This is a genomic window from Rhodococcus sp. KBS0724, from assembly GCF_005938745.2.
GTDB lineage: Bacteria > Actinomycetota > Actinomycetes > Mycobacteriales > Mycobacteriaceae > Rhodococcus_F.
In genome coordinates this window covers 1006139-1028222 of sequence record NZ_VCBX02000001.1, presented here as the reverse complement: position 1 = coordinate 1028222, position 22084 = coordinate 1006139, and the positions used below count along the sequence as shown (strand labels likewise).

The window sequence follows — 22084 nt, the reverse complement described above, 5'->3', positions numbered from 1 at the left end:
GCAACCATGCACATCACCTACACACCTGAGCAACAAGCGCTTCAGGAGGAGTTGCGCGCATACTTTGCTCAACTGATGACCCCGGCTCGCCGCGAAGCCCTCGCAGCCACCACCGGTGAGTACGGCGAAGGAAACGTGTACCGCGAAGTTGTGGCACAGATGGGCCAGGACGGCTGGCTCACGCTCGGCTGGCCCAAGGAGTACGGCGGGCAGGAACGATCCGCGATGGACCAGCTGATCTTCACAGACGAGGCCGCGATCGCCGGGGCACCGGTGCCCTTCCTGACCATCAACTCCGTCGCCCCGACAATCATGCATTTCGGCTCCGACGAGCAGAAGGCGTTCTTCCTGCCGAAGATCTCGCGCGGCGAACTGCATTTTGCCATCGGATACTCCGAACCAGGAGCCGGAACCGACCTGGCGTCGCTGCGCACATCCGCCGTCAAGGACGGCGACGACTACATCATCAACGGTCAGAAGATGTGGACAAGCCTCATCCAGTACGCGGACTACATCTGGCTCGCCTGCCGTACCGATCCGGAAGCCAAGAAGCACAAGGGAATCAGCATGCTGATCGTCCCCACCACCGCCGAAGGATTCTCCTACACACCGGTGCACACCATGGCCGGACCCGACACGAGCGCTACCTACTACCAGGATGTGCGGGTTCCGGCGTCGTCGATCGTCGGCGAGGAACACGGCGGCTGGGGCCTGATCACCAATCAGCTCAATCACGAACGGGTAGCGCTCACCTCGGCAGGCCCTATTCTGACGGCGCAGCGCGAAGTCCGCGAGTGGGCCCAGAACACCAAACTTCCCGACGGCCGACGCATGATCGATCAGGAGTGGGTGCAGATCAACCTGGCTCGGGTGCACGCCAAGGCCGAGTACCTCAAGCTGATGAACTGGGAAATCGCGTCTACCACCGACCACTCTCCCGGTCCGGAGGCGGCATCGGCCAATAAGGTGTTCGGCACCGAATTCGCCACCGAGGCTTACCGGTTGCTGATGGAAATCCTGGGCCCGTCGGCGGTAATCCGGCAGAACTCCCCCGGTGCGGTTCTGCGTGGACGAATCGAACGGATGCACCGATCCTCGTTGATCCTGACGTTCGGCGGCGGCACCAACGAAGTGCAGCGCGACATCATCGGTATGACGGCCCTGGGCTTGCCGCCCTCAAAGCGATAAGGACACCTCGCGACATGGATTTCACCTTCACCGAGGCCCAGAACGATCTGGCCGGCCTCACCCGCGGAATTGTCACCGAACTGGTCACCAACGACCGTCTCCGTGAACTCGACGCAGCGCAGGACCGCACCGACCGTACGCTGTGGGCGGCTCTCGCATCGTCCGGTGTTCTCAGCGCAGCCTTGCCGGAATCGGTGGGCGGCGACGGATTTGGTGTGCTCGAGCAGTGCAGCATTCTTGTCGAATTGGGTCGAGCTGTCGCACCGGTACCGTATCTGACGTCCATCGTGTCTTCCGCTGCCGCGATCGCAGAATTCGGCAATGACACCCAGCGCGCCGACTGGGCGGCGCCCGCAGCGCGCGGCGAAAAGATCCTGACGGCAGCGCTGTCCGAAGAATGGAGCGACAACCCGGCTCTCCCGTTCACGCATGCACACCGGACGGAAAGCGGTTGGGAGCTGACCGGAACGAAGATCGTGGTCGACAGCGCACCGATAGCCGATCTCTTCCTGGTTCCCGCAAGCACCGACGACGGTGTTGTCGTATTCCTGGTGCAGCCAGGCGATGTCGGTGTCAGTGTCGCACGGCAGTCGATAGTCGACTTCGGCAGCGCGGGTCAGGTCGATCTCGATGCGGTCCAGCTGCCTGCTGACCGGGTGCTCGGCTCGGTGGCTCGGGGCTCCGAGATCAGCGAATGGATCGTCGAACGCGCCAGACTCGGTTCCAGCGCATACCAATACGGCGTACTCGATCAGGCCCTGAAACTGACAGCGGAGTACGCGCGCGAGCGCGTCCAATTCGGACGCCCGATCGGCAGTTTCCAGGCCGTGGCTCAGCGACTGGCCGACGGATACATCGACGTCAAGGGAGTGCGTCTGACACTCTGGGCAGCGGCCTGGAAACTGAGCGAAGGTCTCCCTGCCACCGAGGCCGTCAAGACCGCAAAATTCTGGGCTGCCGACGCCGGCCATCGCGTCGCACACACCGCTGTCCACGTCCACGGCGGCGTCGGATTGGACGAGGATCACCCGATTCACCGGTATTTCCTCGCCGCCAAGCGGCACGAATTCCTGCTCGGCAACACCACCGATCTGCTGCGCAGTTTGGGTAAGGAGCTCGCTGACGTGCCTGCTTGATCCTGTCCCACATTGACCCTGTCCCACATTTGCCACGGTCCCACCAAGCGGAATGTTCGAACCTGGTCCTCGACGAATCGGTAATGATGCAGCTATGAGTGAGAGCCCCACCGTTTCAGATCTGCTCCTCGGAGTCAGCGAGATCGACTCGTACGGCATTCGATTCGAGGACCAGGCCATCACCTGGCGCGAGCATGTCCAGGCGTCGTTCGACCGGGCCGCGCTGCTCGACGCGCTGCTCGACAACGAGCGTCCACGACATTTCGGGTTGCTGATGGAGAACATTCCGGAGTTCTCACTGCTGCTGGGCGCCGCGGCATTCTCCGGCACGGTTCTGGCCGGCCTCAACACCACCCGGCGTGGTCCGGCGCTGGCCCGCGATGTCGCGCTCGCCGACTGCCAGATCATCTTCACCGAGAACAGTCAGGCGCATCTCCTCGACGGAGTCGACCTCGGCGACGTTCGGGTGATCAACGTCGACTCGCCGGAGTGGGCGGACTTGTTGGCGCCCTTCGCCAATTCCCCGCACAAGCCGCACGCGGTGTCTCCCGACGACCTGATGATGCTCATCTTCACCTCAGGGACCAGCGGTGATCCCAAGGCGGTTCGCTGCACGCACTTCAAGATCGCCGATCCCGCGATCATGCTCGGTGATCGATTCGAACTCGGTCCGCAGGATGTCATCTACATGGCAATGCCGATGTTCCATTCCAACGCGATCATGGCAGCGTGGGCGATCGCGCTGCATCGCAAGTGCGCAATTGGCATGCGTCGCAAGTTCTCTGCCTCGGGATTCCTCCCCGACGTCCGCAAGTTCGGCATTACATACTCCAACTACGTCGGCAAACCGCTCTCCTTCATCGCCGCGACACCCGAGCAACCCGACGATCATGACAACACCCTGAAGATCATGTACGGCAACGAGGGCGCCGCTCCGGCGGTCGCCACCTTCATCCGTCGGTTCGGCGCACGCGTCATCGACGGATTCGGTTCCACCGAAGGCGGAGTGTCCATCGGCGCCGCTCCTGTCCCCCGCGCCGGCACTCTCGGACTGCTTCCCGACGGCGTGAAGATTCTTCATCCCGAGACCGGAGTTCCCTGCCCACCTGCAGAATTCGACGCAGACGGCCGGATCACCAACGCAGACGAGGCAACGGGTGAAATGGTCAACGTGACCGGCCCGGGAGCCTTCGCCGGGTACTACAAGAATCCCGAAGCCGACGCCGAACGTATGCGGAACGGGCAGTACTGGACCGGTGACCTCGCGTACGCCGACGCCGACGGTTACGTCTACTTCGCGGGGCGCAGTTCCGGGTGGCTGCGCGTCGACGGCGAGAACATCGGCGCTGCCCCCATCGAACGTGCGCTGACTGCATACCCCGGCTTTGCGCAGGTATCCGTCTACGCCGTCCCGGACAGCGATGTCGGCGATCGAGTGATGGCGTCGGTCATCCCGGTCGGTGATGTCACCAACTTCGATCCCGAAGCGGTTGCCGCCTACATAGACTCACGTCCCGAACTGGGCCCGAAGCAGAAGCCCACCCTCATTCGGGTCTGTAGCGAATTCCCCCGGACCGCAACCTTCAAAGTTGTCACCCGCACCCAGAGCGCGGAACGCTGGAACACCAGCGATCCGGTCTGGATCCGTCAACGCGGCGAGGCCCACTTCCAGTTGCTCACTCCGGAGCGGGCGCTCACACTCGAAAAGGTTGCGGTCGTTCGTGAGGGTGCGGCAGCTCAGTAGTGTTGCGCGACCGGCTTGTGCGCTGACACCGTCTTGTAGAACTCGGTGAGTTGAAGTTTGGAGGCTGCGGCTTCGTCGACGACAACTGTTGCGTGCGGGTGCAGTTGGAGAACCGATGCGGGGCAGACCGCCGCGAGGGGGCCTTCGACTGCTGCGGCGATCGCGTCGGCCTTGTGTTCTCCGGTCGCGATCATCACAAGATGCCGTGCGTCGCAGATCGTTCCGAGGCCCTGGGTGATGACGTGGCGCGGGACGTCGTCGATGCTCTCGAAGAAGCGTGCGTTGTCGATCCTGGTCTGTTCGGTCAACGTCTTCACCCGTGTGCGTGAGGTCAGCGACGATGTCGGTTCGTTGAATCCGATGTGGCCGTTGGCTCCGATGCCGAGGAGTTGCACATCCACCGGTCCGTTGGCGGCGATCGCGCGATCGTAGGCCGCGGCGGCGCCGAACGGGTCTCCCGTAGTGCCGTTCGGGCTGAATACGCGAGCACTGTCGAGGTCGAGGTGATTGACCAACTCGGTCCGGATCACCTGCGCATAGGACTCGGGGTGCCCATCCGGGAGGCCGACGTACTCGTCGAGCAGGAACGCCTGCAGGCCGGCAAAACTCAGATCTTCCTCGCGGTGGCGCCGCGCAAGCTCGCGGTACACGGACAGCGGTGACGATCCGGTAGCCAAGCCCAACGTTCTTGCGCCGGAGCGCACTGCGTGATCGAAGATGTCGGCGACAACCGTACCGGCGGTATCCGCGTCCTTGACGATGACAATTTCCATCGGAGTTCTTCCCCTCAGCTTTCCATGGTGTTCGTAAGCCAGTTTCCCGAAGCCATGACTGCTCGGGGCAAAAGTTTTTCATCGGTCACGACAAGATCGGCGCGGCATCCTGGGACGAGGTCGCCGACGATCCCGGTCAATCCCAACAACGCAGCGGGAGTTGCAGTTGCGGCGGTGACTGCCGACAGCAGGTCAACGCCGGCATCAAGCACCGTTCGCCGAACGATGTCCATCAGCCTGCTGGTGCCGCCGGCAATTGCAGTGTCGCCCTGTCCGGCCAATCGGGCCACTCCGTCGACAACATCCACGTCGAGTGGACCGAGCGGGTATCGTCCGTCCGGCATACCCGCTGCCGCCATGGCATCGGAGACCAGAGCAATCTGATGCGGGCCGACCAGATCGAATACGGTGGAGACGGTTTCGTCGGCCAGATGAACACCGTCACCGACCAACTCGACCACCATCTGACCACGGGCTGCGGCAGCGAGGCATGCGGCCACCGTGCCCGGCGCGCGGTGGTGCATGGGCGCCATGCCGTTGAAAAGGTGTGTGGCACTGAGCGGTGCGTGCGCGGAATGTGCGATCGATCGAGTCGCGATGGGATTCGACGCGTCGGTATGTCCGACGCTGACCACTACGCCGTTCTCGGCCAGCATGGTCGACAGTTCGGTAAAATATGCAGTCTCGGGCGCGATCGTCATCGAGCGGATGTGGCCCCGTCCGGTAGCCAGCAGCGACTCGAGCAGAGCCGGGTCGCCATCGAGAATGCTGGCAGGATCCTGTGCACCACAACGCAGTACCGAAAGGAATGGCCCCTCGAGGTGAATTCCGGCAAGTGTGCCGCGCTCCACCAGCGATGCCAGCAGGTCGATGCGACTATGCAGGACCTGCGGCGGCGCCGACACCAGCGACCCGATTACCGAGGTAGTTCCGTTGTGCCGGTGGTGATCCGCCGCTGCGGTGGAACCTATCCGATCAGCTTCCGGGAAACCGAATCCGCCGGCGCCGTGGCAGTGCACGTCCACAAGACCGGGAATGATCGTAGTGCCCGGAGCTGCGGGTTCCGGGACAGGATCCGTTCGCTCCGATGCGGGGCCGGCCCACACCACTCGATCACCGGCCGTTTCGACAACTCCGTCGGCCAGCAGTCGGCCTCCGGTGATCAGCTTCCCACGCAGGATCACGACATCACCTGTGTTGCAACAGAACTGTCCATGTCAGCGATCCCCAATTCGCGCAGAATCGCGTCCGCCAGCACATAGTGCCCGTTCTCGTTCGGATGGAACGCATCAGCCAAGAGCGACGCCGGCGGGCCTTCGGGTGAATCCGCATACCACTGCTCGTAGTGATCGATGAGGATCGCGCGCGTCGATGCGGCAACCTGACGCGTCACCTCGACGTAGTCGATCAAAGCAGCTCGCGTCGGTGCGTTCGGGACGTCGATGGGCGGCGGTGTCTGCAGGATCGGTACGGCACCGAGAGCACGAGAGCGGAAGATGATGTCGGACAGGTCCGCCCGGAAGCGTTCTAGGCCGTCGGCACCGTCGAGAGCGTCATTGGTACCGAGCATGATCAGGACCACCGACGGTTCGAAAACCTCGATACGGTGCGCAAATCCGTCACGGACATCGATTGAGCGGTTACCACTCACACCGGTGTTGATCACAATGTGATTGAACAACGACATCTCACCGCGGATGCGTTCTGCATAGTGCTCGACGTAGCTGCGGTATCCGTTTGTATGTGCGAGGCCCTGTGTGATGCTGTCTCCGGTGAACACCCACCGGATCGGTGTTGCCGAATCTTTCAGCAACGCTTCGATTCTGCGGCGTTCCGCAGTCATCGTCTACCACTCCCTGCGTCTGATACTGCGGCAGCGAACTTCGAGGTGATGAATGCCGGATCCGTGATTGCGGTACCCACCACAACCGAATCCGCGCCGAGCGAAATTGCTTGCGCGGCTGCTTCCGGGCTGTGGTAACGGCCCTCGGCGATGATCACGGCGGAGGGAAGCGCAGCCCGCAGTTCCGAAATGAGCTCCAGATCGGGACCGCTCAGGCGTCGGCTGTTCTCGGTGTAGCCCGCGAGAGTACTCGAGATGATGTCGGCACCCGCCTCTGCGGCGGCAATGCCATCTTCGAGAGTTCCGCAGTCAGCCATCACGAGAGCGCCTCGCGCGTGCACTGCCGTTACGGTATCCGCGAACGACAATCCGTCCGGACGTGGCCGCAACGTCGCATCGGCTGCCACGATCTGCGCGCCGGCATCGACAACCTCCAACGCGGATTCTCGTGTCGGAGTGATGAACACCCCGGAGGATCCGATCTTCGTCAGGCCGATCACCGGCACCGTCACCGCAGCGGCAACAGCCGCGACGTCGGGTGTTCCACCCACTCCACCACAACGAATCGCGGCGGCACCGCCGTCGACGGCTGCCCTGGCCATCCGCTCGATTGTCGCCGTGTCGCGCAGCGCGTGTCCGTGTCCCGCCTGGCACGAGACGACCAGCTTCCCGCTGATGATCTTCAGTAACTGGTCGAGCGTCATCGTGATACCTCTGTTCGTGTTGCGGCGGCGAGTAGTGCGGCGCCCACCAGTGGCGCGTCGGTCCCCAGATGTGCGGGGAGAATGGCGGTGTCAGCGATCGGGCGCATGGCTTCGAGGCGGAACGCGGCCACCAGCGGGGAAAGCAGATCGGGTCCGATCTGGGCTGCGCCTCCCCCGATCACGATCACCTCGGGATCGAAGGCCGTGGCGACACCGGAGAGAACTCGCCCGAGCAGTTCACCGGCATCGGTGATCACGGCCCGGGCGATCGGGTCGCCCGAGTGCATCAGGGATACCACCTTCTGCAGCGGCTGCACAGGTACGCCTGCGCGGGAGGCGTACTCGGCTGCCATCGCCGGGCCCGACGCCACAGCTTCGAGATGATCGGTGCGACCGCAGCCGCAACCGATGGCACCGGAGGCGGGAACGAGTAGATGCGCAAGTTCGCCGGCGGTTCCGTGCGCGCCGTGCCGCAGTTCACCGTTGACGGACAGTGCACCACCGATGCCGGTGCCGATCGAGACGAACAGCACCGAACTGCGGCCGTAGCCGACACCGATCATGTTCTCGCCGTGTGCCATGGCACGTACATCGTTGTCCACGGTCACCGGCAGTGACGTGCGAGCCTCGAGTTCGCCGCGCACCTCGGCGCCCATCCATCCGGGCAGGATGTCGGAAGCGAACAGCACTCGTCCAGCTGCCCGGTCGATGATTCCCGGTGCACCCACACCAATTCCGTCGACGGTGTGTTCGGCGCGCAACTGGTCGATCAGCGCGACAGTCGTGTCCAGCACTGCGGCTTTGCCGGCCGCAGGTGTAGCCGCGCGGACGGATTCGATCACTTCACCTGCGGAGGTGACCACCGCTGCAGCCACTTTGGTGCCGCCGATGTCGACACCGATCCAACGCTCCTGCCCGTGCGTCATGTCAGAGCAGTCCGGCGCGTTCGAGAATGACCTTGATCGCTGCAGCCTCGGACTCGTCGAGCGAGAGCATCGGTGCGCACATCGTGTTGCTCGAAATGACGCCTCGCAGAGCCAAGGCGGTTTTGAAGGCGCCCAGACCGGCGGCGCCGGCGCTGACTCGACCCGGTGCCGGAGCCTCGACGATGGAGAAGAGGTCCGTGAGACGGTCCTGCTCGGTCTTGGCTGCGGCCCAGTCGCCGGCCTGCGCGGCGCGCCACAGGCGCACGTAGCCGTGGGGATCGACGTTGGCCAGGCCGGGCACTGCACCCGATGCACCCATGAGCAAGCAGCCGTCGACAACAACCTCGTGGCCGGTGAAGACCGCGAAGTTCTCGAGGTCGACAGACTGACGCAGCAGCATGCGGAAGCTGACGTCGTCGCCGCTCGAGTCCTTCACACCGGCGATGACACCTTCACGGCCGAGTTCGACCAGCATTGCGACGGGAAGCTTGCTGTGCACGCGAACCGGAACATCGTAGGCGAACAGCGGAAGATCCACTGCGGCATGGATGGAGCGGAAGTGCGTGGCTGTCTCTTCGGCGTTGGTGATCGCGTAGAACGGAGCTGTCGCGACGATGGCGTCGGCACCGGCGTCGCGTGCCTGCTCGGCAACGGCGATGACGCGGTTCGTGGTCATGTCGTTGACGCCGACCAGCACCGGCAACTGGCCGCCGACATGGCCGATGGCGGTCTGCACGACCTGGGCGCGCTGAGCGTCGGTGAGGTAACCGACCTCGCCCGAGGAACCGAGGATGAACAGTCCGTCGACGCCGGCTTCGATCTGCATCGACAGGAGGCGCTCGAGCGACTTCGTGTCAACGTCACCGTCGATGGTCAGGGGTGTGACGATCGGGGGAACAATTCCGCTGAAGGTCGTGGTGTCGGTACTCATGGGGTCTCCGTACTTTGATTATCGGATTAAATTGCGGGGCAAAACATTTACAGGGTGGTCAAGCTACGGAAACCGGCTGCCCGCACGCGGCGGACCGGTACGCGGCGTCGATCACACGCATCGACGCACGAGCGTCGGCTACGGAGTAATCAGGTTCGATGCGCTTCGGAAAACGATCGAGGAGGTGCGAGAGGAAGCTCGAAACCGCGTTGTCGGATCCGAATCCCCCGATGGGTAGTGCGGTGACATCACCGGAACCACCGAACTGCATGACAGCAGGTTTGTCGTCGTCCGAACTGGCGTAGCCGTGCGATCCGAGGACCCGAACCGTTGCGATGTTTGCACCGAAACCCGGTGCAGCCGGGATTCTTCCGACTGTGACGGTCGCGGTCACGCCGTGTGCAAGAGCCAGCGAAACAAGGGCGGTGTCTTCCACACCGAACTTCTCGTGTGCGCCGCCGTACAACGTGCTTGTCTCCGCGTACACCTCGGTGACGTCGAGGCCGGTGAGGTAACGGAGATAGTCGGCGGCGTATCCGAGGAAGTTCACAACTTCTCCGCCACCGGACAGCGCTGGGTCGACAACCAACTCCGGCCGCTCCACGGACGTCGCAAAATGTGTTCCGCTGGCCAGGAACTCGATATCGACGTGGCGTGGAAGTCCGAGGTTTCCCGCGTCGATCCAGCGGCGCAATCTCCGCAGTGCAGGTGAATGCGTGCGATTGACGACGGTGCAGATGCGTCCGTTTGCCTCTGCTGCTTCCTGAACGGCAGCGGCTTCTGCCTCGTCGATTCCCACCGGCTTGTCCACGAGCACATCAAGTCCCGCGTTCAAGGCGGCGATGGCGAGCCGGGCGTGCCGAGTCGGTTCGCTGCAGATGACCGCCAGATCGATGCGGTCGGGATCGAGAAGCTCGCCGAGATCGTCGATCCACGGGATGTCAGCGGAAGCAGCCATCTTCATTCCGTCGTCGCGGATCCAGTCCGGCACCGATGTTTCGTCGGCGACACCGACCAACTGCACGCGAGGGTCGGCTCGCAACAGGTCCGCGTACGAACCGGCATGCCTTACGCCGCTGATGAATCCGATACGGATCGAGCCGGTGCCGGTCATTGCTGTCCTCCGATTGCAACTGCGCGCCCGGTTTCGAGGGACTGTTGGGCGGCCACCGCGGTCGCCAGCGCCGCGCGCACCTGCCAGTTCTGGACCAGCGGTGTCACGGAACCGTCGAGAGTGCCGATCCAGTGGCGCATCTGATGTGTCATGGCGTCTTCGATCGACGACGGCGGAGCGTTGGTGGTGTCGGACATGAGTCCCGGATCGTCACCCGTGTCGTGCGCGAGAGTTCCTCGCGTGCCGGAGACTACGATGCGTCGCACCATCTTTCCCGATTGTGGCAACGCGTACGCCAGTTCGATCAACGCCAGGGAACCGTCCTCGAATCGGACGGTCAGGTGGAAACTGTCGTGAACGGGCATGCCGGCGGCAAAGGTCGGGAAGCTGCGGGCAAACACCCGAATCGGCTTGCGGTCGATCAGCCAGGTCACCAGATCGAGTGCGTGAGTTCCATTGTGAACGGGGTGGCCGCCGGATCGTTCCTTGTCGTGTTGCCACCCGCGCCAGCCGCCGGGCCAGACGTGGCCGGTGTACCAACTCAGATGGATCAAGCGGGGATCACCGATAGCGCCCTGCGCAACGGAAGCGCCGATCGAGGTGATCGACGGCTGGAACCGTACGGTCTGGCCGACCATCAACGACGTGCCGTTACCTTCGGTGGCGGCAACCATGGCGTCGAAGTCTGCGACGGTCAGTGCCGCCGGCTTCTCGACATGAACATGCTTTCCCGCCAGGCCGGCTGCAATCGTCACCGGCGCATGATCGGGAGTTGCCCCGACGACGTTGACGGCCGTGATCGACGGATCCGCCAGAACTCGGTCCAGATCGGTGCTCGCCTGCGCTCCCGGTGCGAGAGCCGCAACCGAGGCGGCCCGGCCCAAGTCACTACCGACGACGTACGCGACCTCCACCGTTGGCAGACTGCCGAGCGAACGTACGTGGTCCCGGGCGATTCCGCCGCTGCCGATCACGGCAACGCGGACGGTCATCGCGCAACTCGAAGGTCTGCGGGCTCCGCCTGTCCAACTCGTACCTGCTGCGCCACGAGCAGAGCTCGATCGGTAGCCGCCGTGAGAGGCGATTCGTCACCGGAATCGAGAACCCGTGCGATCTCGTCGATTTCGTGACGGATTGCGGCCTGCATCCACACCGACGACGCCCCGCCGCCGGAGTTGTACTTCTGCGTCTTGGTCGCCGAGTCGATCAAGGACTGATTCTCGTCCGCATCGTCGAAGATGGGCCAGGATTCGACAACCTGACCATCCGTGGACTTCTCCACCAGTCCGGTACGGAAATCTGCCCGCAGCGCGCCGTTCGATCCATTGACCGTCAGATCCCACGACGACGTGTGCGAGCGGGTCGAGATGGTGTGCGTGCCGACCGCGCCGTTCGAGAACTTCACAACAGTTGTACGGAATCCGTCGTCCGGCGTCGCGATGCTCGACACGGCGCTGACGTCGCCACCGAGCCAGCACAGTAGGTCGAGTTCATGGATTTCGTGGGTGAGTTCGCCGCCGGTCTGGCTCTTGTCGAGCTTCCACCACTGCGGGTCCGCTCCGGCGGTGTCGATCCAGCGCGACCGCGACGTCTCGATGGCATTGACGTCACCGATCTCTCCGGACCGGACCGACGCGGCCAGACGTCGCACACCCGGCATCATCCGCATGATGTGTCCGACCATGAGCGTCGAACCGTTGGTCTCGGCGCACTCGATCATGCCGCGAGCGTCGGAGAGCTCGACTGCCAGTGGCTTCTCGACGAACACTGCCTTGCCGTGTGTCAGTGCGGCGAGTGCCGGTTCTGCATGCGTGTGATTGGGGGTCGCGACTACAACAAGGTCGATCGTCGCGTCAGCCGCCACATCATCGTGATCGTTGGTGGGGGTCGCGCCGAATTCTCCGGCGGCTTCCGTTGCCCGTTCTAGATCTCGGTCGCAGAGCATCGTGAGTTCGAAACGTGGATGGGCAGCAAACTCGCGTGCGAGTGAACTACCGAAGAATCCGCAACCGACCACGCCGACTTTGTATCGGGTCATGAAGTCTCCAAAGATTGGATAAGGGATGTCCTATGTTATACGGCCAGTGTGATCGACCGTCAATTCGAGGTCGGTAACACAGTCTTCATCTATGCAGGTAGAGGCATCAAAAGGTTCGCGAAACCCGCTGAAAGATGAATTTTCGGGCAACAAGTTCCAAAGAGTCTCTAGACGCTTTCTGATCCACAATGTAGGTTACGCAACATCGGACGTCGAACATAGGACATCCCCTATCCCACCCGAGATGTCCCGCTCCCCGCCTTGGAGGCCGCCTTGAAGAACCAACGACCGCTGAGCTCCGCCATTAGCCGCCGGGACCTGTTCCGGTACACCGGCCTCATCGGAGCCGCTGCAGGTATCACCGCAACCCTCGCAGCGTGCGGCGGCGGCCCGTCGTCGACCTCGGTCGTGGGCGGCTCCTCGTCCACGGGCGATCTCACCACCGCCATCGGATACGGAAACGACCAGAGCTTCGATCCGATGCAGACCGCGTCGGGCTTCCTGATGGCTGCGGTCAACCACGTGTACGAAGGTCTGCTCGAAAACGATCCGGCCACCGGCGAGACGTATGCCGCACTGGCGAAGACGGTTCCCACCGACGCCACCGCGTCGAGTTGGACCATGCAGATCCGCGACGGCGCCACCTGGCACGACGGCACTCCGGTCACCTCGGACGACGTCGTCTTCAGCTTCGAGCGCATTCTCGATCCCCAGCAGAACGTGCTGATCCGCTCCTTCTTCTCTTCCTGGTTGCAGTCCGTCACCAAGGTCGACGATCAGACCGTGACGCTCAACTTCAACTACCCGTTCAGCGCTGCTGCTCAACGCCTGTCGATTGCCAAGATCATGCCAAAGCATGTCTTCGACGGTCACTGGGACGAAGCCAAGTCCGGCACGCTCGTGGTGGGTTCCGGTCCGTACAAGGTGACCAGCCATACCCCCAAGAGCAACACGGCATTCGAGGCTTTCCCCGCGTACAACGGACCGCGTCCGGCCAACTTCACGACCATGAACTGGCTGTCCATCGTCGACACGTCGTCGCGTATCGCGCGAGTGTCCGGCAACAATGCCGGCGCTCAGCTCGCCGACAACATCCCCGTCGCCAACGTCCCGACGCTGACGTCCGGCGGACGTACCGTCGAGGGTAATCCGGGCATGAACCTGATGTACCTGCTCTTCGACACGACGCAGGCACCGTTCGACGATGTTCGCGTTCGTCAGGCGATGTTCTACGCGATCAACACTCCGAAGATGATCGAGATCGCCCTCGGCGGCAAGGCCGCACCGGCCACGAGCTACCTGTACGAGCGCAACCCCGACTACGTGCGGGCGTCGACCGTGTACTCCTACGATCCGGACAAGGCCCGCTCGCTGCTCTCCGCTGCCGGCGTCAGTGGTCTCGATCTGACACTGCTCTCCACCAACGTCAGCTGGCTGTCTGACTGCTTGCCGACCATCAAAGAGTCATGGGACGCAGTCGGATTCAAGACGACGCTCGAACCGCAGGACACCAGCGCAATGGTCAGCAAGCTCAACAGCGGCCAGAAGTTCCAGATCGCGGCCGGCACGTCCAACCCGCAGGCTTTCGGATCCGACGTCGACCTGCTCGTCCGCTACACGTACAGCAAGGGCGGCCTGTGGACCAAGACCTACGCCAAGTGGGACGACACCCCGGAAGCACAGAAGATCTACGCCACGATGGACGAGGCAACCCGTGAGACGGACCCCGCCAAGCGGAGCACCCTCGTGCAGTCGTACCTGAACCAGATCGCGGAAAACGCTGTCTACTACCCGGTTCTGCATCAGGAACTGCTGACCGCCTGGGATCCGCAGAAGGTCGCCGACGTCACGCCCCTGCCGTACCCCGGTGTCAACCTGCTTCAGACAAAGCCCGCCTGACGCTGCGCGCGGCCATTCCTATCGACTGAGAGATCCCCCGATGGCAAGAGTCCTCCCCATGCTGATCAGGCGATTACTGATACTGATCCCCCTGATCCTCGGCATCATCGCGTTCGTTTTCATCGTGATGCAGTTCGCGCCCACCGATCCCGCGACTGCGGCGTTCAACGGTGGCAACCCGACGGCAGAACAGTTGCAGCAGTTCAAGGAAGAGAACGGACTGCTCGACCCACTGCCGCTGCAGTACGTCCACTTCGTGACCGATCTTGTCAGTGGCAACATGGGTGACAGCCTGATTTCCGGTACCCCGGTACTGGATTCGATCTCCACGGCGCTGCCGCTGACCATCCAGCTCACGGTGCTCGGACTCGTGATCGCCATCGTGCTTTCGCTGATCTTCGGTGTCACCAGTGCACTGTTCCGTGATCGCTGGCCTGATCAGGTCATTCGAGTGATTTCACTCGGCGGCGTGGCCGCGCCGTCATTCTGGTTGGCACTGTTGATGATTCAGTACCTAGCCGTCCAACTCGGCTGGTTCCCCACCGGCGGCTACGTCAATCCGGCCGACTCCATCACGGACTGGCTCTGGTACATGGCGCTGCCGGCACTGTCTCTGTCGCTCCCCGTCGCAGCCCAACTCACTCGCATCATCCGCACGTCCATGGTCGAGGAATTGGACAAGGACTACGTCCGCACGGCAATCGGAAGCGGCCTGCCCTACCCCGTGGTGATCGGGCGAAACGTGTTGCGTAACGCCCTGATCAACCCGCTCACCGTTCTGGGCCTGCGCGTCGGTTACCTCCTGGGCGGCGCCGTGGTCATCGAGCAGATCTTCGGCCTTCCCGGCATGGGCCAGCTCATGATCAACGGCGTCACCAACGGTGACCCCGCGGTTGTCCAGGGTGTTGTCATCGTCATCGCAGTTGGCTTCGTTGTCGTCAACCTCGTGGTCGACATCCTCTACCTGCTTGTCAATCCACGACTTCGGAGCGCAGCATGATGAGAAGAAAACTCACCGAGAAGCTTTCGCGTCCCGGTATCACCTTTTCACGCTTTCCCCTCTCCGCCTGGCTGTCCATGGCAGTCCTCGCGATCATCGTTCTCGCGTGTCTGTTCGCGCCACTGGTCACGCAGTACAGCCCGCTCGAGCAGGCCGTCGGTACGGCCGGACCCAGCGCTGACCACTGGTTCGGTCAGGACAGTCTCGGACGAGATCTGTTCAGCCGCTTGCTGTACGGCGGGCGCTGGTCACTCGCCATCGGCCTTGGCTCCACATTCCTGGCCCTGTGCGTCGGTGCTCTCATCGGTTCGGTGGCGGCTACCAGCCGTAAAGCCGTCGACGAGACCATCATGCGTGTTCTCGACGTCGTCATGGCATTCCCGGGTATTGCACTCGCAGCCGTCCTCGTCGCGGCATTCGGTGGTTCGATCCCGACCCTGATCGTGACCATCGCCTTCCTCTACACCCCGATGGTTGCCCGTGTCGTTCGCGCCAACGTGCTCGCTCAGTACGGCGAGGACTACGTTGCAGCCGAAAAGGTCATCGGAGCAAGCACTTTCCACATCGTCGTCAAACACGTCATCTCCAACTGCGCCGCACCGGTCCTCGTGTTCTGCACGGTCATGGTCGCCGACGCGATCGTGCTCGAAGCCAGCCTGTCGTTCATCGGCGCGGGTGTGCGCCCGCCGGACCCGTCATGGGGATCGGTGATCGCCGACGGTAAGAACATGGTCCTGCTCGGCGGTTGGTGGGCAACGGTGTTCCCCGGTCTGCTGATTCTGCTGACGGTGCTCTCCCTCAACGTGCTTGCCGAGGGTCTCACCGACGCGATGGCTGATCCGAGCCTCAAGAAGACCAAGAAGACGGCTCTCGAAGCCGCCCGCACCGCCGCTGCCGAGGAAACGTCCAACGAGCTCATTCTCGAAGCGGAAGCCGCATCGGATGCCAAGTTGACGGTCATCGACGACGACTTCGCCGACTCGAGTGTCATCGTCAGCAAGGCGCTCAAACCGGTTGCCGCACCGACGCCACTCGAAACGCACCTGAAGATCCTGGCGGAAACCGAACGGACACGCACCGATCGTCTTGTGTACGAAGGTGATGCCGCTCCGCTGCTCGAGGTGCGCAATCTCACGATCCGGTTCCCGGAACGCTATGGCGACACGGCAATCGTCGACAACGTGAGCTTCACCGTCCGCCCGAACGAAACGATGGCTCTTGTCGGCGAATCGGGCTGTGGCAAGTCGTTGACGTCGCTGGCGATCATGGGCCTACTCCCCAAGACCGCAGTGGTGACCGGCGAAATCCTGTTCGACGGGGTCAACGTCCTCGAGCTGAACAACCGGGAGCGAAACAAGCTGCGCGGACACGACATGGCCATGATCTACCAGGACGCACTCAGCTCCCTGAACCCGGCAATGTTGATCCGCGCCCAGTTCAAGCAGCTCACCAAACGAGGCGGAACGCGTACCGCCGACGAACTGCTCGAACTCGTCGGACTCGACCCGGTTCGCACGCTCGCCAGCTACCCGCACGAGTTGTCCGGTGGCCAGCGCCAGCGTGTCCTCATCGCCATGTCCCTCACGCGTAGCCCGCGCCTGATCGTCGCCGACGAACCCACCACTGCTCTCGACGTCACCGTCCAGGCTCAGGTGGTGGATCTGCTCAACGATCTGCGGGAAAAGCTCGGCTTTGCCATGGTTTTCGTGAGCCACGATCTTGCTCTGGTTGCTTCACTCGCTCACAAGATCACGGTGATGTACGCCGGTCAGGTCGTCGAGTCGGCGCCTACCCGCGATCTGCTCGTCGATCCCCGCCACGAATACACCCAGGGTCTTCTCGGCGCTGTTCTCTCCATCGAGGACGAGGCTCCGAGGCTCCACCAGATCCAGGGAACCGTGCCGTCGCCCGGCAGCTTCGCCACCGGCGACCGCTTTGCCGAACGTTCCCTGCGTCCGGATTCCGATCCCCACCGAAAGCCCGAGATGGTTCGGATCGACGGAACCGAGCACTGGTTCGCCAACCAGTCCGCGGCACCGTTGTCCGCAGAATCGGAATTGGAGAGCGTGCGATGACCACAGCTGAAACACCCATCCTGGAACTGAAGAACATTCACGTCGTCCACAAGACTCGTTCGGGATCGCTGTTCAAACCCGGAACCGTGCACGCCGTCAACGATGTCAGTATCGCCGTTCGACGAGGGGCGACGATCGGCATCGTGGGCGAGTCCGGTTGCGGTAAGTCGACGCTCGCAAAGGTCATGGTCGGGCTGCAGAAGCCGACGTCGGGCGACGTCATCTTCCGTGGACAGAGCGCTTTGACCCGATCGGCGTCGGTGCGCAAGGAATTCGGGCGCGCGATCTCCATCGTGTTCCAGGATCCGGCCACCGCGCTCAATGCGCGAATGACGGTGGCCGACATCCTCACCGATCCGCTCGACGTTCACGGGATCGGCAATCGTTCGACCCGCACCGCTCGGGTCCGCGAACTTGTCGGACTGGTCGGGCTTCCCCCGTCAGCGCTCGAAGTCCTCCCGAGTCAGATCTCGGGCGGACAGCGTCAGCGAGTTGCGATCGCTCGTGCGCTGGCACTCGAACCGGACGTGATCGTGGCCGACGAGCCGACATCCGCGCTTGACGTGTCGGTGCGCGCGCAGATCCTGAATCTGCTCAGCGACATCAAGGCACGACTCGGGCTCGGCATGGTCTTCATCTCGCACGATATCCAGACCGTCCGCTACGTCTCCGACAGCATTGTCGTCATGAATGCCGGCCGGATCGTCGAACAGGGAACAGCTCGCGAAGTGTTCGACAACCCGTCAGACGCCTATACCGCAAAGCTGCTCGGCGCGGCACCGAGCCTGCTTCAACGCACCGTGGATGCGTGATAACCGATGGAGTCGACAAGCGGACATAGGATGAAGGACGTTCAATTCGGAAAAGGGGAATCGATGTCTGTTCGGAATGGCACACCGCGTGCTCGTTTCAGCGCGCAAAACCGTATGCGTGCGCTTCAATCCGACATCATGAACTTGATCCTGGATCGTCGACTCTGCCCCGGTGATCCCATGCCGACGGAAGCCGAACTTTCCGAAGAACTGGGAATCGGCAGGAACACACTGCGCGAGGCTCTCAAGGTTCTGCAGGCCTTAGGCGTCGTCGAAATCCGGCACGGGTTCGGAATGTTTGTCGCCCCGAGTAACTTCGACGCTCTGGCCGACGGTCTGACGTTCCGCGGCCGATTGTCGCTCCAGGGCACCGGCCACGAAGCAATGGAATTGGTCGATATCCGTCAGGCTCTCGAAACCGGTCTGATCGGCGCCGCAATGGCCGAAATGACCACCGCAGATCACGACGCTCTCGACGAACTCGTCACCGGAATGGAAGTCCGCGCAGCTGCCGGAAAGAACTTCTCCGATATCGATGCGACTTTCCACAGCCGGTTGTATTCACCGCTCGACAATCAGGTGCTTGCGCAGTTGATGGATGTCTTCTGGCAGGTGTACAGCGAAATCCAGCAGGCAATCGGTCATTCGGATACACCGCTCGTCGATATAGCGTCGAAGCACCGCGCAATTCTCGACGCTATTCGTACCGGTGACGCCATCGAAGCCGCACATAGTCTCGACGTGCATTTCGGTGGCCTCCGGGAGCGGATCGGAAGTCTGCACGCGGAGAGTTCGAACTAGCGCTCACGCCAGGCGTTGATTTTGGACACGCGATCCCCCATGTCGACGGATCTTGCGGCAAAATTGCAGGCATGAAGAATCCGAACCTGACGCCGTCGCGCATCCTCGCGCTGGTCGCCGCCGCTGCCCTGGTCATTTTCGTGATCGCCCGTCGTCGAGATGACGGCGGCGTGCTCAGTCGCGGAGAATGGCTGGCCGACAGCGTCGGACCGGACGACCTCGCGGGCTGAAACAAACAAAAGGCTCTCGACCACTCTTGTGGTCGAGAGCCTTTTGCCCTGCCTGCTTATTTCACGGCGTTCTATTTCATGGAGTCCAGGCGCGCACGTGCATCCTCGAATCCGGAAACCAACTCCGCCATAACCTCGGCGACCGGACGGATCTCGTTCATCCGTCCTACGATCTGACCGACCGGCATTGCCACGACGTCAGGATTTTCCGACGCCGAAATACGTTGGTGCGCATCACTCACCAGAAGATTCTGCAGCGGCATCGGCAAAGCGTCCGGCGCTCCGGGCTTCGACCAGGCTTCAGTCCACTTCGTCTTGAGCAGTCGGGCGGGCTTGCCCGAGTAGATCCGGGACCGAACGGTGTCCGCCGACGTCGCCTTCAGCAGCGCCCGTTGAATGGCTGACGGGTCATCCCCCGACGCGCTGCCCAGTTTGTATTCCGACGTGGTGAGCCAGTACGAACCCATCCACACTCCGGATGCACCGAGCGCGAGGGCTGCGGCGACCTGTCGGCCGCTTCCGATTCCGCCGGCAGCCAACACGGCCGCACTGTCACCGAGTGCGTCGACGATCTCGGGAACCAGCACCATGGAGGCGATCTCACCGGTGTGCCCGCCGGCTTCGTAGCCCTGGGCGATCACTATGTCGACGCCGTTCTCCACATGACGACGGGCATGCTCGACCGCACCGGCCAACGCCGCGACCGGCACACCCTTTGCGTGCGCCTGATCGATGACATCTTTCGGCGGTGAACCAAGAGCATTGGCGATCAAGGCAATTCGATGCCCCAGAGCTACATCGACGTGCGAGCGGGCCACGGAATGCAACCAGCCCAACACACCGGTGGCATGTTCGACGTCGTCGGACAAGGGCGGTACACCGAGTTCGTCGAGGGTGCGGTTGACAAACGCGCGGTGCTCGGCCGGGATCAGCTTGTCGAGATCAATCGCGCCGCCCTCGGTGGGAACCTTTGCGGGCATGACGATGTCGACGCCGTACGGCTTACCGTCGGTGTTCTCGTCCATCCAGGTAAGCGCCGCTTCGAGTTCTTCGGGATCGTTGAATCGCACGCAACCCAGGACTCCGAGTCCACCGGCGCGAGAAATCGCAGCCGCGACATGCTCCGACGGAGTGAATCCGAAGATCGGGTATTCGATGCCGAACTTGTCGGCAAGATCGGATCGCATCAGGCTTCCACACTCTCTGCACTGTTTGCCTCGGGAGCACTGTTCCCGTTGTGGTCGTCGGCTTCACGGGATTCCGTTTCGGCCTTGGCCCATCGGTAATCCGGCTTACCTGCTGGGTTGCGTTTGATCTGGTCGACAAACCACACGCTGCGCGGAACCTTGTATCCGGCAATCTCTTTGCGTGCCGCCGTAGCGATGTCGTGCAGCGTCGGAGATGTGCCTTCGCGGACCTGAACCACTGCGGCAACTCGCTGCCCGAAACGCTCGTCGGGGATACCGACCACCAGCACGTCGAAGATATCCGGGTGCGCCTTCAACGCACCTTCGACCTCTTCCGGGTACACCTTCTCGCCGCCGCTGTTGATGGACACCGAACCGCGTCCGAGCATCGTGACCGTACCGTCGGCCTCGACCTGCGCATAGTCACCGGGGATCGAGTAGCGAACACCGTTGATGGTGCGGAACGTCTCCGCCGTCTTGACCTCGTCCTTGTAGTACCCGAGCGGGATGTTGCCCTTGCGCGCAAGCATGCCGCGCTGACCTGATCCCGGTTCGACCTCGTTGCCGTCGTCGTCGAGAACCGTTGTGGAGGCGTCGATCTTGACCGTCGGGCCGCCAGTGTGCTTCTGCCCCTTGGAGAGAACCGCGAGGCCACCGAAACCGGTTTCCGACGCTCCGATGGAGTCCGTGAGCAGACGGTTGGGCAGCAGTTCCAGGAACTGCTCCTGAATGCTCGGCGAGAAGAGCGCCGCACTGCTGGCCATGACGTACAGCGACGAAAGGTCGTAAGGTTCACCCGTTTTCGGGTTTCCGGCGATCAAAGCGTCGAGCATCGGCCTGGCCATGGCATCGCCGGTGATGAAGATGAGGTTGACCTTGTGATTGTCGATGTTCTGCCACACCTCGTGGGCGTCGAACTCGGGGTGCATCAAGCAGGTGCCGCCACCGAAGAGGCTGTGGAACACTGCCGACTGCGAGCCACCGTGGATCATCGGGGGAATCGGGTAGCGAACCATGCTCGGATTGGCAGCACCGACCTTCGCCATCTCGTACTCGTCCTCGACCGCAACTCCGGTGACGAAGTTGATGCCACCACCGAGCACGCGCCACCAGTCCTCGTGACGCCACATGACGCCCTTCGGGCTACCCGTCGTGCCGCCGGTGTAGAGCATGAAGATGTCGTCGTTGCTGCGATCCTCGAAATCGCGCTCGCCCGAACTCTGCGCGAGTGCGGCTTCGTACTCGATACCGAACGACGAGTAGTCGGCATCGGTGCCGTCGTCGATGATGACAACCGACTTGACGAGGGGCGCGTTCGGGAGAACGTTCTTGATCTTGTCGGCATAACGGCGCTCAGCGACCAGCGCAACCATGTCCGAATTGTCGAAGATGTATTGCAACTCGTTCTCGACATAGCGGTAGTTGATGTTGACCATCACCGCCCGGATCTTGAAGATCGCGACCATAGCCTCGATCGCCTCGATGACATTGCGGCAGTAGATGCCGACTTTGTCACCCGGCTTCACGCCATGTTCGCGCAGGTAATGACCAAGCCGGTTGGCGCGGTCCTCGAGTTGCGCGTACGTCACCTCCCGATCATCGGAGACCAGTGCAACCCGGTCCGGAACGAGGTCGATCGAGTGCTCTACGAAGTCTGCGATGTTAAGGGCCACGCCCTTCAAA

General features: G+C 62.6%; 20 protein-coding genes. 9 read left to right on the top strand and 11 right to left on the bottom strand.

What is annotated here, in order from left to right; translation table 11 throughout:
* The first annotated feature begins 6 nt into the window (after nt 1-6).
* From FFI94_RS04710 to FFI94_RS04700, 3 genes are all read left to right on the top strand, one after another.
* Nucleotides 7-1188: an acyl-CoA dehydrogenase family protein gene (locus tag FFI94_RS04710; RefSeq protein WP_138871970.1), complete on the top strand. Its 1182-nt coding sequence runs from the start codon at nt 7-9 to the stop codon at nt 1186-1188.
* Nucleotides 1189-1202: 14 nt separating this feature from the next.
* On the top strand, nt 1203-2324 hold the full coding sequence (locus FFI94_RS04705; RefSeq protein WP_138871969.1) for an acyl-CoA dehydrogenase family protein: 1122 nt from the start codon (nt 1203-1205) through the stop codon (nt 2322-2324).
* A gap of 94 nt (nt 2325-2418) precedes the next feature.
* The gene (locus tag FFI94_RS04700) at nt 2419-4068 is read left to right on the top strand and encodes a long-chain-fatty-acid--CoA ligase (protein WP_138871968.1); all 1650 of its coding nucleotides are present in this window, start codon (nt 2419-2421) and stop codon (nt 4066-4068) included.
* Here the strand turns inward: FFI94_RS04700 and nagB are convergent.
* From nagB to FFI94_RS04655, 9 genes are read right to left on the bottom strand one after another with little or no spacing between them, the layout of a single operon-like run.
* Nucleotides 4062-4841 carry a glucosamine-6-phosphate deaminase gene (gene nagB, locus FFI94_RS04695; protein ID WP_138871967.1) on the bottom strand — a complete coding sequence of 260 codons (780 nt, stop codon included), beginning with the start codon at nt 4839-4841 and terminating at the stop codon, nt 4062-4064. The genes FFI94_RS04700 and nagB overlap by 7 nt on opposite strands.
* Nucleotides 4842-4855: 14 nt before the next feature.
* Complete coding sequence (locus tag FFI94_RS04690) at nt 4856-6025, bottom strand: N-acetylglucosamine-6-phosphate deacetylase (RefSeq protein ID WP_138871966.1); 1170 nt, start codon at nt 6023-6025, stop codon at nt 4856-4858.
* Entirely contained in the window at nt 6022-6684 is a 663-nt protein-coding gene (locus FFI94_RS04685) for a GDSL-type esterase/lipase family protein (protein WP_138871965.1), read from the bottom strand. Before FFI94_RS04685 ends, FFI94_RS04690 begins: the two co-directional genes overlap by 4 nt.
* A complete protein-coding gene (locus tag FFI94_RS04680; protein WP_138871964.1) occupies nt 6681-7388 on the bottom strand; it encodes an N-acetylmannosamine-6-phosphate 2-epimerase in 708 nt (235 codons plus the stop codon). Before FFI94_RS04680 ends, FFI94_RS04685 begins: the two co-directional genes overlap by 4 nt.
* Nucleotides 7385-8314, bottom strand: a complete 930-nt coding sequence (locus FFI94_RS04675; RefSeq protein ID WP_138871963.1) for an ROK family protein — start codon at nt 8312-8314, stop codon at nt 7385-7387. The genes FFI94_RS04680 and FFI94_RS04675 overlap by 4 nt, the downstream gene beginning before the upstream one ends.
* 1 nt (nt 8315) lies before the next feature.
* Complete coding sequence (locus FFI94_RS04670; RefSeq protein ID WP_138871962.1) at nt 8316-9245, bottom strand: dihydrodipicolinate synthase family protein; 930 nt, start codon at nt 9243-9245, stop codon at nt 8316-8318.
* A gap of 58 nt (nt 9246-9303) precedes the next feature.
* Nucleotides 9304-10359, bottom strand: coding sequence for a Gfo/Idh/MocA family protein (locus FFI94_RS04665; RefSeq protein ID WP_138871961.1), 1056 nt, complete (start codon nt 10357-10359; stop codon nt 9304-9306).
* Nucleotides 10356-11351 carry a Gfo/Idh/MocA family protein gene (locus FFI94_RS04660; protein WP_138871960.1) on the bottom strand — a complete coding sequence of 332 codons (996 nt, stop codon included), beginning with the start codon at nt 11349-11351 and terminating at the stop codon, nt 10356-10358. The genes FFI94_RS04665 and FFI94_RS04660 overlap by 4 nt, the downstream gene beginning before the upstream one ends.
* Nucleotides 11348-12397, bottom strand: coding sequence for a Gfo/Idh/MocA family protein (locus FFI94_RS04655; protein ID WP_138871959.1), 1050 nt, complete (start codon nt 12395-12397; stop codon nt 11348-11350). The genes FFI94_RS04660 and FFI94_RS04655 overlap by 4 nt, the downstream gene beginning before the upstream one ends.
* 273 nt (nt 12398-12670) lie before the next feature.
* On the opposite strand from FFI94_RS04655, the gene FFI94_RS04650 reads away from it, so the two are divergent.
* The 6 genes from FFI94_RS04650 (at nt 12671) to FFI94_RS33550 (ending at nt 19214) form a co-directional block, all read left to right on the top strand.
* A complete protein-coding gene (locus FFI94_RS04650) occupies nt 12671-14296 on the top strand; it encodes an ABC transporter substrate-binding protein (protein WP_138871958.1) in 1626 nt (541 codons plus the stop codon).
* A gap of 40 nt (nt 14297-14336) precedes the next feature.
* Nucleotides 14337-15296, top strand: coding sequence for an ABC transporter permease (locus FFI94_RS04645; protein WP_138871957.1), 960 nt, complete (start codon nt 14337-14339; stop codon nt 15294-15296).
* Entirely contained in the window at nt 15296-17371 is a 2076-nt protein-coding gene (locus tag FFI94_RS04640) for a dipeptide/oligopeptide/nickel ABC transporter permease/ATP-binding protein (RefSeq protein ID WP_185993379.1), read from the top strand. The genes FFI94_RS04645 and FFI94_RS04640 overlap by 1 nt, the downstream gene beginning before the upstream one ends.
* Entirely contained in the window at nt 17368-18183 is an 816-nt protein-coding gene (locus FFI94_RS04635; RefSeq protein WP_138871955.1) for an ABC transporter ATP-binding protein, read from the top strand. The genes FFI94_RS04640 and FFI94_RS04635 overlap by 4 nt, the downstream gene beginning before the upstream one ends.
* Before the next feature lie 63 nt (nt 18184-18246).
* The gene (locus tag FFI94_RS04630) at nt 18247-18984 is read left to right on the top strand and encodes a FadR/GntR family transcriptional regulator (RefSeq protein ID WP_138871954.1); all 738 of its coding nucleotides are present in this window, start codon (nt 18247-18249) and stop codon (nt 18982-18984) included.
* 71 nt (nt 18985-19055) lie between these two features.
* The gene (locus FFI94_RS33550; RefSeq protein WP_185993124.1) at nt 19056-19214 is read left to right on the top strand and encodes a hypothetical protein; all 159 of its coding nucleotides are present in this window, start codon (nt 19056-19058) and stop codon (nt 19212-19214) included.
* Between the two features lie 71 nt (nt 19215-19285).
* Here FFI94_RS33550 and FFI94_RS04625 read toward each other — a convergent pair whose 3' ends face one another.
* Together FFI94_RS04625 and FFI94_RS04620 are read right to left on the bottom strand one after the other, a co-directional pair.
* Nucleotides 19286-20401, bottom strand: coding sequence for a nitronate monooxygenase family protein (locus FFI94_RS04625; RefSeq protein WP_138871953.1), 1116 nt, complete (start codon nt 20399-20401; stop codon nt 19286-19288).
* Nucleotides 20401-22074, bottom strand: coding sequence for an acyl-CoA synthetase (locus FFI94_RS04620; RefSeq protein ID WP_138871952.1), 1674 nt, complete (start codon nt 22072-22074; stop codon nt 20401-20403). The genes FFI94_RS04625 and FFI94_RS04620 overlap by 1 nt, the downstream gene beginning before the upstream one ends.
* Nucleotides 22075-22084 lie beyond the last annotated feature (10 nt).